Origin of the sequence: Bordetella sp. 02P26C-1 (assembly GCF_009763255.1) — a bacterium.
Classification (GTDB): Bacteria; Pseudomonadota; Gammaproteobacteria; order Burkholderiales; family Burkholderiaceae_B; genus Bordetella_A.
In genome coordinates, this window is the sequence record NZ_WSJB01000010.1 from 28,438 (window position 1) to 43,819 (window position 15,382).

Genomic DNA, 15,382 nt, shown 5'->3' on the forward strand with positions numbered 1-15,382 from the left:
GTAGGCCAGGACAAGCCAGCCGACAAAGGGGTGGACCATAGGGTAACTGCGCCGGGTCAAGCCAACAGTCAAACAGGCCCATCGCCCCGCCGCGTAGGTCGCGGCAGGGCGATGGACGTCGCCCATTGTAACTTGCCCTTGCGAGCGTGCCAGGGGGCGATTATGCCGCTTACTGCAGAGTAATGTTGCCTTTCTTGATCACATCCGCCCACTTCTGGGTCTCGGCGGCGATGAACTTGCCGAAATCCTCGGGGCTGCCGCCGCCGGCCTGACTGCCGGTATCGGCGATGGCGCGCTGCACTTCCGCGTCTTGCAGGATCTTGTTCAGCTCCGTATTGAGCTTGGCGATGATGGGCTCGGGCGTGCCAGCCGGGGCCACAATGCCTTGCCAGTTATACGACTCGAATCCGGGCAGGCCGGCTTCGTCCATAGTCGGCACATCGGGCAAGACCTTCAAACGCTCTTTCGAGGTCACGGCGATCGGATGGACCTTCGTGCTCTGGATAGCCGGCAGCGCCGAATAGCCCATTTCGAACATCATCGCGATGTGGCCGCCCATCAGGTCAGCGGCTGCGGGGCTGCCGCCCTTGTAGGGCACGTGCACGATATCGATGTCGGCCTGTTCGCGGAACATTTCGCCAGACAGGTGGTGAGCCCCGCCCACGCCGGAAGAGCCGAACGTCAGCTTGCCCGGTTCTTTTTTGGCCAGTTCGATCAGTTCTTTCAGGTTCTTCACCGGCAGAGAGTTGTTCACGCTCAATACCAGCGGGCTGTTCTCGACCAGGATCACGGGTGCCAGATCTTTGTCGGCCTGGTAGGGGATCTTGTCCATCAGCGTCGGGTTCACGGCCATGGGCGCCAAGTTGCCCGCGCCAATGGTGTAGCCGTCCGGTGCGGCCTTGGCGATCAGGTTGGTGCCGATCACGCCGCCCGCGCCCGCCTTGTTTTCCACCACGACGGTCTGGTTGAGCGCGTCACCGAGCTTGCGCGCGATCAGTCGCATGCGCGTGTCGGCAAAGCCGCCCGGGGCGTAGGGAACGATGAAGGTAATCGGTTTGGAGGGCCAGTCGCCCACGTCTTGCGCGCGCGCGATCGAGGCGCTTGCCAAGGTGGTGATGGCTACAAGACCAGCCAAAAGGGGACGTAGGGATTTCATGCGCGTACTCCTCGTTATTTGGTAATGCTAATGCGCGAGGCCGCTATTATGCCCTCTCCCCCGCGCGCTCAAAACAAAACGGCCAGTCCCTGGGTGGGAACTGGCCGTTGGACGCGTCTGCCTTGATCCTTATCGGGGCAGGTCGCTTTCACCCATCAAGTACTCATCGACCGAACGGGCACATTGGCGACCTTCGCGGATGGCCCACACCACCAACGATTGACCCCGGCGCATATCGCCCGCGGCGAAGACCTTGTCCACGCTGGTGCGATAGTCGTCGGTGTTGGCGCGCACATTGCCGCGCGCGTCACGTTCCACGCCGAACGCATCCAGCACTTTTTGTACCGGCGAGACAAAGCCCATCGCCAGCAGCACCAGATCGGCCTTGATTTCGAATTCCGAGCCTTCGATCTCGCGCATCTTCATCTGGCCCGTGGCTTCGTCGGTGAACCACTCGACGCGCGCTCCGACTAGTTTCTCGACCTTGCCATTGCTGCCCACCAGCGCCTTGGTCGTCACCGCCCAGTCGCGCTCGCAGCCTTCTTCGTGCGAGGACGAGGTGCGCAGCTTCAGCGGCCAGTACGGCCACACCAGCGGTTTGTTCTCGCTTTCCGGAGGCTGCGGCATCAGTTCGAATTGCGTGACCGACAGCGCGCCATGGCGGTTGCTGGTGCCCACGCAGTCCGAGCCGGTATCGCCGCCACCGATCACGACCACGTGCTTGCCCTTGGCCAGCGTCTGCTTGGTCAGGCGATCGCCCGCGACGGCTTTGTTCTGCTGACGCAGGAAATCCATCGCGAAATAAACGCCATCGAGCTCGCGGCCCGGCACGGGCAGATCGCGTGGCGTTTCCGAGCCGCCCGTCATCACGACGGCGTCAAACTCTTCCAGCAGCGATTGCGGCGTGCGCACCGTCAAGCCATCAGCCACCGGATCATCCTGATTGCCGATGTAAGTCGACGGGGCGAACTCCACGCCCTCGGCTTCCATCTGGGCGATACGGCGATCGATCTGCGACTTCTCCAGCTTGAAGTCAGGGATGCCGTAGCGCAGCAGTCCGCCGATACGGTCGCTCTTTTCAAACACCGTCACCGAGTGCCCCACGCGCGCCAGCTGCTGCGCACAAGCCAGCCCCGACGGGCCCGAGCCCACGACCGCGACTTTCTTGCCGGTCTTGCGAGCCGGCACCTGCGGCACGACCCAGCCTTCTTCCCAGGCCTTGTCGATGATGGCGTGCTCGATCGACTTGATGCCTACCGCGTCATTGTTGATATTCAGCGTGCAGGCGGCTTCACAGGGCGCCGGACAGATGCGTCCGGTGAACTCCGGGAAGTTATTGGTCGAGTGCAGCGAGTCAATCGCGCGGCGCCAGTCCTGGTTGTAGACCAGATCATTCCAGTCAGGAATGAGGTTGTTGACCGGGCATCCGTTATGACAGAACGGGATGCCGCAATCCATGCAGCGCGCGGCCTGAATCTTGGCCGAGCCATCGTCCAGGCGCATCACAAATTCGCGCCAGTTCTTCAGACGCTTTTGCGGTGCTTCAACGGCTTCGTGCAGCCGTTGATATTCCATAAAGCCCGTTATCTTTCCCATGGTTAATCCTTCGGCCCTTATGCAGCCAATTGTTCGGGGTTGGCTGCACGCCACATTTCGCCCAGAGCGCGACGGTATTCCGTCGGCATCACTTTGATGAACTTGCCGCGCGCGGCTTGCCAGTCGCCCAGAATCTCGCGGGCGCGGAAGCTGCCGGTGTAGCGGAAATGGTCCTCGATCAGCTTGCGCAGGATCGCTTCGTCGGTCGCGCGTTCGCCACCGCGTTGCGCGCTATGCCAGCCGGAACGATCGTCTGCCGACTCTTGCTCTTCGTGCGACAGCACGGGTTCGAGTTCCACCATTGCCAGGTTGCAGCGATGCTTGAAGCTGCGATCCGGATCCCATACATAGGCCACACCGCCCGACATACCGGCAGCAAAGTTGCGGCCCGTGTCGCCCAGCACCACCACCGTGCCGCCGGTCATGTATTCGCAGCCGTGATCACCCGTGCCTTCCACCACCGTGGCGGCACCCGAGTTACGCACCGCGAAACGCTCGCCGGCCACGCCGTTAAAGAACGCCTCGCCAGACAGCGCGCCGTACAGCACCGTGTTGCCCACGATGATGTGGTCGGGGCCAAAGCCGCGGAAGTCGTTGGGCGAACGCACGATGATGCGGCCGCCCGACAAGCCTTTACCCACGTAGTCGTTACCCTCGCCCACCAGATCCAGCGTGATGCCGTGCGCGAGGAACGCGCCAAAGCTTTGACCGGCGGTGCCGTTGCACTGGATATGGATCGTGTCGTCCGGCAGACCTTCGTGACCGTAACGCGATGCCACCGCGCCCGACAGCATGGCGCCAATGGTGCGGTTGCGGTTACGCACGGGCGTGATGAACGAGACTTTCTCGCCACGTTCCAGCGCGGGCTTGCTGCGCTCGATCAACAAGTGATCCAGCGCGTGTTCGAGACCATGATCCTGGATCTCGGTATGACGCTTCTCGGTGTCGATCTGCGGCTGATGGAACACGCGGCTGAAATCCAGACCTTGCGCTTTCCAGTGTTCGATGCCAGCACGCGTATCGAGCAGATCGGCGCGACCCACCAGTTCGTCGAACTTGCGAATTCCCAGCTGAGCCATGATTTCGCGCACTTCTTCAGCGATAAAGAAGAAGAAGTTCACCACATGCTCGGGCTTGCCCTGGAACTTGCGACGCAGCACCGGATCTTGCGTGGCCACGCCCACCGGGCAGGTGTTCAGATGGCACTTGCGCATCATGATGCAGCCTTCGACGACCAGCGGCGCGGTCGCGAAGCCGAACTCATCGGCGCCCAGCAATGCGGCGATCACCACATCGCGGCCGGTCTTCATCTGACCGTCGGCCTGCACACGAATACGGCTGCGCAGGCGGTTGAGCACCAGCGTTTGCTGCGTTTCGGCCAGGCCCAGTTCCCAAGGCGTACCCACGTGCTTGATCGAGGACACGGGCGATGCACCAGTGCCGCCGTCATGACCGGCGATCACGACGTGATCGGCCTTGGCCTTGGCGACACCTGCCGCCACGGTACCCACGCCGACTTCGGACACCAGCTTGACCGAAATCGAGGCACGGTTATTGACGTTCTTCAGATCGTGAATCAGCTGAGCCAAGTCTTCGATCGAGTAGATGTCGTGGTGCGGCGGGGGCGAGATCAGACCCACGCCCGGCACGGAATAACGCAGCTTGGCGATGTAGTCGGTGACCTTGTGGCCCGGCAGCTGACCGCCTTCGCCGGGCTTGGCGCCTTGCGCCATCTTGATCTGGATCTGATCGGCGCTGCTCAGGTATTCGGCCGAGACGCCAAAGCGACCCGAGGCCACCTGCTTGATGCGCGAACGCAGCGAGTCGCCGGCCTTCAGCGGCACATCGGCTTCAATACGATCACCGCCCAAGATCGAGGCCAGCGTATCGCCGTCCTTGACGTTGCTCTTGCCTTCGCGCAGTTCGGCGCGGTAGCGCAGTTCGTCTTCGCCGCCTTCGCCGGTATTCGACTTGCCGCCGATGCGGTTCATCGCCACGGCCAATACCGAGTGCGCCTCGGTCGAGATCGACCCCAGCGACATCGCGCCGGTCGCAAAACGCTTGACGATTTCCTTGGCCGGTTCGACCTCATCCAGCGGAATCGCGCGCGTCGGATCGAAGCGGAACGAGAACAGACCGCGCAGCGTCATGTGGCGACGCGTCTGATCGTTGATGATCTGCGCGTACTCCTTGTACGTGCGATAGTTGTTGGCGCGCGAAGCATGCTGCAGCTTGGCGATGGAATCGGGCGTCCACATATGCTCTTCGCCACGCACACGGTAGGCGTAGTCGCCACCGGCATCCAGATCGTTGGCCAGCACCGGGTCGGCGCTGAAGGCCGCGCGATGCTGACGCAAGGCTTCTTCGGCGACTTCGAAAATGCCGATGCCTTCGATGGTCGATGCCGTACCGGTGAAGTACTGATCAACCAGATTGCGTTGCAGACCCACGGCTTCGAAAATCTGCGCGCCGGTGTAGGACATGTAGGTCGAGATGCCCATCTTGGACATGACCTTGTTCAAGCCCTTGCCCACCGCCTTGATGTAGTTCTTGACCGCCTTTTCCGGATCGGCCAGGCGACCCAGCGATTCCAACGCCAGGTAGGGGTGGATGGCTTCCGCGCCATAACCGCCCAGCAACGCGAAATGGTGCACTTCGCGTGCCGAACCGGTTTCCACCACCAGGCCCGTCGCGGTGCGCAGACCGGTACGGATCAGGTGTTGATGCACGGCGGAGGTCGCCAGCAGTGCTGGGATCGCCACGCGTTCGCTATCGACCAGACGATCGGACACGATCAGGATGTTGTAGCCGCTTTGCACCGCATCCACGGCACGCGCGCACAGCGCTGCCACGCGGGCTTCGATGCCTTCGGCACCCCAAGCCACCGGATACGTGATGTCCAGTTCATAGCTGCGGAATTTCTTGCCCGTGACCTGCTCGATGTCACGGATCTGCGCCATCGCGGCGAAATCCAGCACCGGCTGAGACACTTCCAGACGCAGCGGGGGGTTGACGTTGTTGATGTCCAGCAGGTTCGGCTTCGGACCGATAAAGGACACCAGCGACATCACCATCTGTTCGCGGATCGGATCGATCGGCGGGTTGGTGACTTGCGCGAACAACTGACGGAAATAGTTATAGAAAGGCTTGGCGCGGTTCGACAGCACCGCCAGCGGCGCATCGTTACCCATCGAGCCGACCACTTCCTCGCCGAGGGTGGCCATCGGTTCGAGGATGAACTTGTAGTCTTCCTGAGTCCAGCCAAACGCCTGCTGGCGATCCAGCAACGACACCGACGACTCGGGCGCCTGGGCGGCCTGACGCGGCGCGGGCAGCGATTCCAGCTTCAGTTGCAGGCGTTGAATCCACTGACGGTACGGGCGGCTGTTGGCCAGCTGCAGCTTGATCTCCGTATCGTCGATGATGCGGCCTTGCTCCAGATCGATCAGGAACATCTTGCCCGGCTGCAGACGCCATTTCTTGACGATGCGGTGCTCGGGGATGGGCAGCGTGCCGGCTTCGGACGCCATGATGACCATGTCGTCGTCCGTAATCAGATAGCGCGCGGGACGCAGGCCGTTGCGGTCCAGCGTGGCGCCGATCTGACGGCCATCGGTAAAGGCCACGGCGGCCGGGCCGTCCCACGGCTCCATCATCGCGGCGTGGTATTCGTAGAACGCGCGGCGGCTCGCGTCCATCTGCGTGTTTTGCTCCCAGGCTTCCGGGATCATCATCATCATCGCGTGCGACAGCGGATAGCCGGAGTTCACCAGCAGTTCCAGGCAGTTGTCGAACGTGGCCGTATCCGATTGGCCTTCGTAGACAATGGGGTACAGCTTTTTCAGGTCGTCGCCCAACACGGCCGACTGCATCATGCCTTCGCGCGCGCGCAGCCAGTTGAAGTTGCCCTTGACCGTATTGATTTCGCCATTGTGGGCGATCATGCGATACGGGTGAGCCAGCGGCCAGGCCGGGAACGTGTTGGTCGAGAAGCGTTGGTGCACCAGCGCCAGCGCCGATACCGCGCGCGGGTCGGCCAGATCGCGGTAGTAGCGGCCGACCTGGTCAGCCAGCAGCAGGCCCTTATAGACCACCGTGCGCACCGATGCCGACGGTACGAAATATTCCTTGCCGTGCGCCAGGCGCATGCCTTGGATGGCGTGGCTGGCCGTCTTGCGGATCACGTACAGCTTGCGTTCCAGCGCATCCGGCACCATGACGTCGGCGCCGCGGCCGATGAACAGCTGACGGATCACCGGCTCGACCGAGCGCACGGTGGGCGACATGGGCATCTCGACATCCACCGGCACATCGCGCCAGCCCAGTACGGTCTGACCTTCGGCACGGACCGCGCGTTCCAGTTCTTGCTCGCATGCCAGACGCGAGGCGGTTTCCTTGGGCAGGAAGACCATGGCCACGCCGTACTCGCCCGGAGGCGGCAGCGTGATGCCGCGCTGGCTCATGTCGTCGCGATAGAGCGCATCGGGGATCTGAATCAGAATGCCCGCGCCATCGCCCATCAACTTGTCAGCGCCCACGGCACCCCGGTGATCCAGGTTCTCCAGGATCTTCAGACCTTGCTGGATGATCGCGTGGCTCTTGCGCCCCTTGATATGCGCGACAAAACCGACACCACAGGCGTCATGCTCATTCTTGGGGTTGTAAAGGCCTTGGGCAGGCGGCAGACCGATGCGGGTCGCATCGATAGGCGTCGCTTCGGGGCGACAGGAAGAGTTTTTTGAAGTCAATGACATAGCGCGCTCCGCAGTGGGTCTGCGTGGGATGTTGCAGTGCAAGGTCCCGACGATACTGCGCTATGGCGTTGCGTGCAACTAAAATTTGATGGTATGTCCCTTATTTATATAGTTCATTAAAGTGCTAAATAAAATTAGGGGCATATAAAAACTATCTATAAATCAAGTGCTTGTAAAAGCTGGATTATCCACAGGGTAGAGACAGGCGTCGTGTTTGCACAGAAATAGTACAATGCGTCCCCGTTTTAATTTGGTGATTTTCAACAGATCGGCTGGCAGACACGGCTCTGGCGACATCGGTGCTGCACTGCACGTTCGCGCAGACACTAGCCCCGGCCTTCCACGGGAGACCGGAAAATTGTCAAAGTGAGCAGCTATTGCGCCGCGTCTACCGGCTTCTTACGGGGTCTGCCACGCTGCCCGGGAGATACGCGCCGGCTGGCTGTATGGGCGAGGTTGGCGATGAACTCAGGGCCGCCGAGCGCCCATTGGCCCATCACGGCCTGGTCGATCCGCTGGCTTTGCTCGCGCGACAGTCCGTCATGCAGCCGGCGACGGTAATTTGCTTGTCGGTCAAACGGTGTATTGCCGCAAGCCCAGTAATCCGCGTGGTCCGACTGCCACTGCGTCGCAGGTGTCGCCGCCAACGTGTGGCCGGTGTGGTTACCGGCGGAAGACCAGGGCCAGGCCTCGGCATCTGGCGAGGCGCCGCTACGTACCGGGTAGGTTTCCAGCCATACCAGCGCGGGCAATACCCACACGCCGGGCTCCAGCAATGCGGATCGGTAGCGTCCCGCAAACACACGACCGCTGCGCAAGCGCGCCGCCAGATTCCGCCCCAGCGTCTGCATCAGACGCGGCAGGCCTTCCTCGTCCGTGGGGGTTGCCAGCAGCAGGATACGGTCGATCGCCAGCACCCACCCATGAACGGCGACTCGATGGCGTTGCGCGGCTTCTCCCAGCCAGGTGGCCAGTTGGTTCAATACCTCCTGCGGCGTCGGCTGCGAGGGCGTCGCCAGAGGGTGCACAAAATTCGCCTGAATCAGCTGGGGTAGGCCGGGGGCGTACAAACGGGGCAGTCGAGCCATAGCATGATAGGGCCGCGAAGCCGGACAGAACGGTGGTGTAGATCACTATATATAAATAGTGCCACACCCGTCGAGAGGCAATATCGACGGGCGTCACGCGGCACCGCGGGCGGGCGCCCGACCCGACCGCGCGGGTTAAGATCGGGCGTCACGCAACCAGTCATATAGGTTCACACGCCATGGCAGACTTGGAACTCATTTCCCAGCACCGCTGTTTCGGCGGTTGGCAACGTTTTTACCGGCATGCTTCGAGCGAAATCGGCCTGCCGATGCGATTCTCTGTTTTCCTTCCGCCCCACGCAGAACGGGGCCCCGTGCCCGTGCTGTTTTATCTGGCAGGCCTGACCTGCACCGAGGAAACCTTCATGATCAAAGGCGGCGCGCAACGGCTGGCCGCCGAATTGGGGATGATGCTGGTCGCCCCCGACACGAGCCCGCGTGGCGCGGGCGTGCCGGGCGAGGACGCGGACTGGGATTTCGGTACCGGCGCGGGCTTTTATCTCGATGCGACAACGTCCGCCTGGCGGCCGCACTACCGCATGGAAAGCTATGTGACCAAAGAGCTGTACGCCATCGCCACCGGGCAGCTGCCTGGCGACCCGGCGCGTACGGGGATCTTCGGCCATTCCATGGGCGGCCATGGCGCCCTGGTGCTGGCCCTGCGGCACCCAGATAAATTCCGCTCCGTTTCGGCCTTCGCGCCCATCGCTGCACCCACGCGCTGCCCCTGGGGGAAAAAGGCATTCGAGGGCTATCTTGGCACGGATACCGAGGCCTGGAAGGCCTATGACGCCAGCGAACTCATGGCCCGGGCGCAGCGCCCCTTCCCGGAGGGGATTCTGATCGATCAAGGCCTGGCCGATGGCTTTTTGGCCGAGCAACTTTACCCCGAGGCCTTCGAGGATGCCTGCCGCCAGGCGAATCAGCCGCTGACGCTGCGGCGCCACGCGGACTACGACCACGGCTATTACTTTATCTCGACCTTCATGGCCGACCATCTGCAGTTTCACGCCGAGCGACTGGGTTTGCGTTGAGGCGGCTTGCGGGCTATTGTGAATTGAATATCCCGCAACGCGCCGGGGCGGCCGCCCCGGTGTCTGAATGGATGACCCGGTGATCAACGGTTTCGCTCCTTTTATCTGGATGGCCTTAGTTGCCCTGGTGGTGCTGATCCCCGGCGGCCTGCTGTTATTCGGCCGAGGCGGTCCACGCGATGCCCGAGGGCGGCGGATGTTCCGCCTGCGCCCTGTTCGGCGGCTGTTCGGCCTCCTGCTGATTCTGCTCGCCGCCGTGTCGGCTTTCCTGGCGCTGACGCTGGTGCAGTTTCTACGGCTGACCACAGACGTGCCGGTCGCCAGCGTGTCGATGCGTGAGCAGGCGCCCGGAGCGTTTGTCGTGACCACGGCGCTTTCGGGCAGCGCGGACCGCGACTATGTCCTGACGGGCGACCAGTGGCAGATCGACGCCAAGGTGATCCGCTGGCGCCTGCCCGCCCTGCTGGCGGGCGCGCCGCCCTTGTACCGATTCGAGCGTCTGGCCGGGCGCTACACCGATATCCGGCAGGAACAAGAGGCGCCGCGTAGCGTGCACGATTTGTCAGACTGGCCGGTGCCGGATCTAGCAGTGCTCAGGCAGGTGTTCCCCAACTGGCTGCCCTTTGTCGACGTGCAATACGGTAGCGCCGCCTATATGCCGATGTTCGACGGTGCGCGCTATCAGGTCTATATGGACCCGCGCGGGGCGGTAGTCATACGCCCGGGCGACACGGTGACCGCCGAGGCGTTGAAGCAGCGTGGCTGGTAGCCCAGGCACAGAGGGTGCTGCCAGTCTGAATACGGTCCTAGCGTCACAAAATCTCAGACCAGTCTGAACTTTTACGCGGGCTGCCAGTCCAATTAGCACTCACATGGAGAGAGTGCTAATATCAAAGAATCCCGCTGTCAATTCCCACCTGGAGGACGCAACCATGAATCAACCCGGTAGCTCGTTGGCCCTTACTGGCAACGCCCTGGCGTTGGCCGTTGCCAATCCGGGCTCGCTAGGCACCATCGAGGCCTATATTTCCGCCGTCAACCGTCTGCCGGTCCTGACGGCCGAACGCGAAACCGAATTAGGTCGCCGCCTGCGCGATAACGACGATCTCGAGGCGGCTCGAGAACTCGTGTTGTCGCACCTGCGCCTGGTGGTGTCGGTTGCCCGTCAGTATCTGGGCTACGGCCTGCCGCACGCCGACCTAATCCAAGAAGGCAACGTCGGCCTGATGAAGGCCGTCAAGCGTTTCGATCCCGAGCGTGGTGTACGCCTGGTGTCGTTCGCCGTCCATTGGATCAAAGCCGAAATTCACGAATTCATCATCCGCAACTGGCGCATGGTGAAGGTCGCTACCACCAAAGCACAGCGCAAGCTGTTCTTTAACCTGCGCAGCATGCGCCCCGATGGCCAAACGCTCGATCGCGAGCAAGTCGACCATATCGCGCAAGCGCTTAACGTACGCCGCGAAGACGTCAGCGAAATGGAAGTCCGCCTGTCCGGCCGTGATCTGTCGCTGGAAAAGCAGGATGACGACGAGGACGCTTACGCGCCCATTTCGTACCTCTCTGACGAAGGGCAAGCCGAACCCACTCGCGTGCTGGATCGTCGTGAATACGATCAGCTGCAAGGCACCGGCTTGGCCAACGCGCTCGAGGCCCTGGATCCGCGCGCGCGCCGCATTATCGAGGCGCGCTGGCTGCAGGACGAGGGCGGCGCCACGTTGCAGGATCTGGCCCAAGAGTTCGGCGTATCGGCCGAGCGTATTCGCCAGATTGAAGCGGCGGCACTGAAGAAGATGCGCGGCGCGTTATCTGCCTGACGCTGTTTTTGCCGGCTGGTAAGGTCCGGTACACATAAAACGGCCTCCTGGGTGTGAGATGAATGTCCACCTCAGGGGGCCGTGCCGTTTACACACGGCCTATGGCTTACTGCGGTGCTCTACGGGCACGCCCATACCGGGAATGGCTTACATTTTGATGCAATTTCTAGCCCCGTAATGGTCCCGATCTGGAAACTAAATTGCCGTAAACGTGACTAACCACTGTAGACGACAATCGCCGTTCACGGCACATGTAGTCTTGCATCCGTTTCGGCTTCTCCTCTTCCCCTCCCCTAAGAAACGGATGCTTGCAGGGCACCTCGCATATCGGTGCCCTATTTTTTTGCCTGCTCGCCCTGGGTCCGTCAGGCCGCCTGTGACCTCGTCTGCACCGCCTGCCACGCTGCCGCGCCGATACGACGCACGCCCGTGGCAAACGAGCCGTCCTGATAAAGCTTTAACCAGCGGTAGCCGGGTGGCGACGGGTCGATCGCATGTTTGCCATCGCGAACAGTAAATTGAAAACAGGTCGAAGGCGTCGCCAGCAGACGCAGATGATGGCGGCGGCGATCCAGCGCCTGATGCACATGACCCCACAGCAGCACGCGCGTGCGCGGCAGCGCGGCCAGGCGCTGAAACAGCGTAGACGCGTTTTCCAACATCATGGTGTCGGTAAAGCCGCTGGCGACTTGGATAGGATTGTGATGCAGGGCCACCAGCACATGACGATCTTGATCGCCGGCTGCGGTTTCCAATAAATCCAGCTGTTCATCGCTGAGATATCCTGCGTTCGAGCCCGGAATGGTGGAATCCAGCATCACGACGCGCCACGCGCCGATATCGACCACAGGGTCGGTCCAGGGTCCCAGCACCTCGCGCATCACCAGGGGATCATCATGGTTGCCGGGCAGACAACGCACAGGCCAGTTTGTTTGCGCCAATACCTTTTGTAGACGTTCGTAGGCACACGGCGAACCATCTTGCGACAGATCCCCGGTGGCCAGCACCAGATCCGGGCGATGCCCGTTCGCGCGCACCAGATCGATCACCGCGCGCAGACTGGCATCGGTGTTGACATGGCACATTTCGCTTTCCGGCTCGGCCATCAAGTGCAAATCGGTGAGTTGTACCAACAGCTTGGGCGCCTCGGCACGGACAGAGCTGGAATGTGAAGCCTTCAAAGGGCCTCCATGCAGTTTATTAAAGCTCAGTACCTTACCGAAAAAGCCGCCGAAATGGGTGGTTTCTCCGCGAGCCGCGTAACCAAACGTGCTGAATTCTGCGGGGGCACGCGGGCAAGCATCGCGACGAAAAAGCGCTATTCTGTGAGCCTGGCTGAACTCTCAGCGTCTCGACACTTCCTCCATGGATATTGGATTCATTGTTTTTGGACTTGCGGGCCTGCTTACGCTGGTCTGTTTCATGCCGCCCTTAGCGGGCCGCGTCAAGCTGCCCTATTCCGTGCTGCTGGCAATCGTGGGGTGTTTGCTGGGTGTGGGCCTGCACCTGCATGGCTGGGCGCCTCCGGTGCTGGGCGACCTGTTCGACACCATCGAGCGGTTCGAAATTTCGTCCGAAACTTTCCTGATGGTGTTTCTGCCCGTGCTGCTGTTCGAGACGGCACTGGCGATGAACGTGCGTCGCCTGATGGACGATATTGGTCCTATTTTGATGATGGCGATCGTGGCAGTGGTGGTGTGTACGCTGGTGGTCGGCTGGACCGTCAATGCCGTGTCGTCGTATGGGATGGTCGCGTGTTTGTTGCTTGGCGCCATCGTGGCCACCACCGATCCGGTGGCCGTGGTCGGTATTTTCCGCGAGGTGGGCGCGCCCAAGCGGCTGACAACATTGGTCGAGGGCGAGGCCCTGTTCAACGACGCGGCGTCGATTGCGTTGTACTCGGTGCTGCTGGCCGTCCTGGGCGGTACGGGCACCTTGAGCGCCGGGGGCGTGTTTACCGATTTCATCACGCACTTTATTGGAGGAGGCGTGGCAGGCTTTGTCATGGGCCGGGCGGCATGTTTTCTGTTTGCCTGGTTGCGCGGCTTTCCTACAGCAGAAATCACGCTGACACTGACCCTAGCCTATCTCTCGTTCTTTATTTCCGAGCATTATCTCGGCGTGTCGGGCGTAGTCGCCACGGTGATCGCGGGCTTGGTCGTGGGGTCTACCGGCCGCACGCGCATGTCGCCGGTGACCTTCGAGCACCTGGCCAGTTCCTGGGAACAATTCGGCTTCTGGGCGAACTCGCTGATCTTTATTTTCGCGGCGATGCTGGTGCCCAAGCTCATGGCCGCCACGGACCCGCAAGAGTTGCTGCTGATTGTCGTGGTGTTTGTGGCGACCCTGTTCGCCCGTGCGTTGGTCGTATTCGGGCTGCTGCCACTACTGGGTTTGACGCCCTTTGGCACGAAGGTCAGCACGCCATACAAAACCGTCATGACCTGGGGAGGCTTGCGCGGCGCCGTGTCGCTGGCGCTGGCCTTGGCCGTGACCGAGCAAAGCGCCGTTCCCGAGGCCGAGAGACACTTTATTGCCGTGGTGACCACGGGCTTTGTGCTGGCCACGCTGTTCATCAACGGCATGACGTTGCGCCCGCTGATTCGAATGCTGGGGATCAATCAGCTCTCGAGTGCCGAGCGCACGATACGCAATCAGGCCTTGATGGTGGCGCTGGGGGACCTGCAGGGCAAGGCCGACGAAATCGCGGACACCGACCACATCAGTCCGGAAGCCCGCGACCGCATACACTCGGTGTTCGATGCCAGCCTGGCCAGTGTGCACGATGGCCAAGTGGGCCAGATGTCGCACGAGCAGCGGGTCCAAGTCGGGCTGGTCATTCTCGCGCAGCGCGAGCAGGAAATGTTTTTCGATATCCTGAAGGCGCAGATCGTGGACTGGCGTCTGGCCGAGTCGCTATTGGCGCGATCGGAACGATTAGAAGACGTGGTGCGTAACGGTGGGCTGGAAGGCTTTGAAAAGGGCATGGCGGCGGATGTTCGCTATTCACGCGGTTTCCGTATCGCGCTGCGCATGCACTACATGTTTGGCTTTCAAGGATGGCTGGCCTACGAGTTGGGTAAACGGTTTGCGAGCCTCTTGACCAAGCGGTCCGTGGCACAGCGGTTAATTATCTTCGCCCAACAGCAGATCGCGCCCTTGCTCGGCGATGCGGCCGCCCAACAAATCGTGGCTGTGCATCAGCGCCGCCTCGACATGATTGTCCATGCCTTGCAATCGCTGAATCTGCAATATCCCTCCTACGCATTGTGGTTGCAGGAAAGCTACCTGGGTCGCACGGCGCGCGAGCTGGAACGCATCCGCTATCACGACATGCTCGAGCAGTTCCTCATCAGCGGCGAGGTTTATGCGGATCTCATGAGTCAGCTCAAAGGACGCTGGCGTCATATCGACAAGCACCCGCCGCTGGATATGGAGCTCAGCGCCGCCGAACTCATCAAGCGTGTGCCTTTGTTCGAAGGTTTAAGCGCCGATTCCCTGCATGCGATCGGCCGGTTGCTCAAACCCCGCCTCGCGCTGCCGGACCAACCGGTACTCACGCGCGGACGTCACGGGCTGGAGATGTGCTTTGTCGCCTCGGGTGCGGTGTCCGTGCATTTGCCCGATGGCACGACGATCGAACTAGGCAGTGGCGAATTCTTTGGCGAACTGGCGCTGCTGGGCGAACAGCAGATCACGCCGGACGTGCATTCACTGGGATATAGCAAGCTCTTGATGCTGTCCCTGCGCGACTTCGAGGCCTTGCTTGCGCGCGATGCCGATTTGCGCGAACGGGTGCAGCTGGTGGCCAAACAGCGGCTGCGCGCGATCGAGGTCTGGAAACAGTATTCGCAAACCGGTACGACCACCCCGTCCGAAAAGCCCGCCGATCCCCCCGCGGACATCGGCCCGGCAGCCCCGTCCAACGTCAGCTAGC

9 protein-coding genes are annotated in these 15,382 nt (G+C 61.7%); 4 read left to right on the plus strand and 5 right to left on the minus strand.

What is annotated here, in order from left to right; translation table 11 throughout:
* Nucleotides 1–169 precede the first annotated feature (169 nt).
* The 4 genes from GOQ28_RS05830 to GOQ28_RS05845 all read right to left on the minus strand — a co-directional run bounded on the left by GOQ28_RS05830 (nt 170) and on the right by GOQ28_RS05845 (nt 8,594).
* On the minus strand, nt 170–1,156 hold the full coding sequence (locus GOQ28_RS05830) for a Bug family tripartite tricarboxylate transporter substrate binding protein (protein WP_160355780.1): 987 nt from the start codon (nt 1,154–1,156) through the stop codon (nt 170–172).
* A 129-nt stretch (nt 1,157–1,285) separates the two neighbouring features.
* Complete coding sequence (locus tag GOQ28_RS05835) at nt 1,286–2,752, minus strand: glutamate synthase subunit beta (protein WP_160355781.1); 1,467 nt, start codon at nt 2,750–2,752, stop codon at nt 1,286–1,288.
* 17 nt (nt 2,753–2,769) lie between these two features.
* The gene (locus tag GOQ28_RS05840) at nt 2,770–7,506 is read right to left on the minus strand and encodes a glutamate synthase-related protein (protein ID WP_160355782.1); all 4,737 of its coding nucleotides are present in this window, start codon (nt 7,504–7,506) and stop codon (nt 2,770–2,772) included.
* A 374-nt stretch (nt 7,507–7,880) separates the two neighbouring features.
* Nucleotides 7,881–8,594 carry a hypothetical protein gene (locus tag GOQ28_RS05845; protein WP_160355783.1) on the minus strand — a complete coding sequence of 238 codons (714 nt, stop codon included), beginning with the start codon at nt 8,592–8,594 and terminating at the stop codon, nt 7,881–7,883.
* A gap of 179 nt (nt 8,595–8,773) precedes the next feature.
* On the opposite strand from GOQ28_RS05845, the gene fghA reads away from it, so the two are divergent.
* The 3 genes from fghA to rpoH all read left to right on the plus strand — a co-directional run bounded on the left by fghA (nt 8,774) and on the right by rpoH (nt 11,445).
* Nucleotides 8,774–9,628, plus strand: a complete 855-nt coding sequence (gene fghA, locus GOQ28_RS05850; protein ID WP_202109470.1) for an S-formylglutathione hydrolase — start codon at nt 8,774–8,776, stop codon at nt 9,626–9,628.
* A 79-nt stretch (nt 9,629–9,707) separates the two neighbouring features.
* Complete coding sequence (locus GOQ28_RS05855; protein WP_160351126.1) at nt 9,708–10,397, plus strand: hypothetical protein; 690 nt, start codon at nt 9,708–9,710, stop codon at nt 10,395–10,397.
* A gap of 163 nt (nt 10,398–10,560) precedes the next feature.
* Nucleotides 10,561–11,445 carry an RNA polymerase sigma factor RpoH gene (gene rpoH, locus GOQ28_RS05860; protein ID WP_160351080.1) on the plus strand — a complete coding sequence of 295 codons (885 nt, stop codon included), beginning with the start codon at nt 10,561–10,563 and terminating at the stop codon, nt 11,443–11,445.
* Nucleotides 11,446–11,810: 365 nt separating this feature from the next.
* Here the strand turns inward: rpoH and GOQ28_RS05865 are convergent, their stop codons facing one another.
* A complete protein-coding gene (locus GOQ28_RS05865) occupies nt 11,811–12,626 on the minus strand; it encodes a phosphodiesterase (protein WP_160355784.1) in 816 nt (271 codons plus the stop codon).
* A 184-nt stretch (nt 12,627–12,810) separates the two neighbouring features.
* On the opposite strand from GOQ28_RS05865, the gene GOQ28_RS05870 reads away from it, so the two are divergent.
* Nucleotides 12,811–15,381, plus strand: a complete 2,571-nt coding sequence (locus GOQ28_RS05870) for a cation:proton antiporter (protein ID WP_160355785.1) — start codon at nt 12,811–12,813, stop codon at nt 15,379–15,381.
* The last annotated feature ends 1 nt before the right edge of the window (nt 15,382 follow it).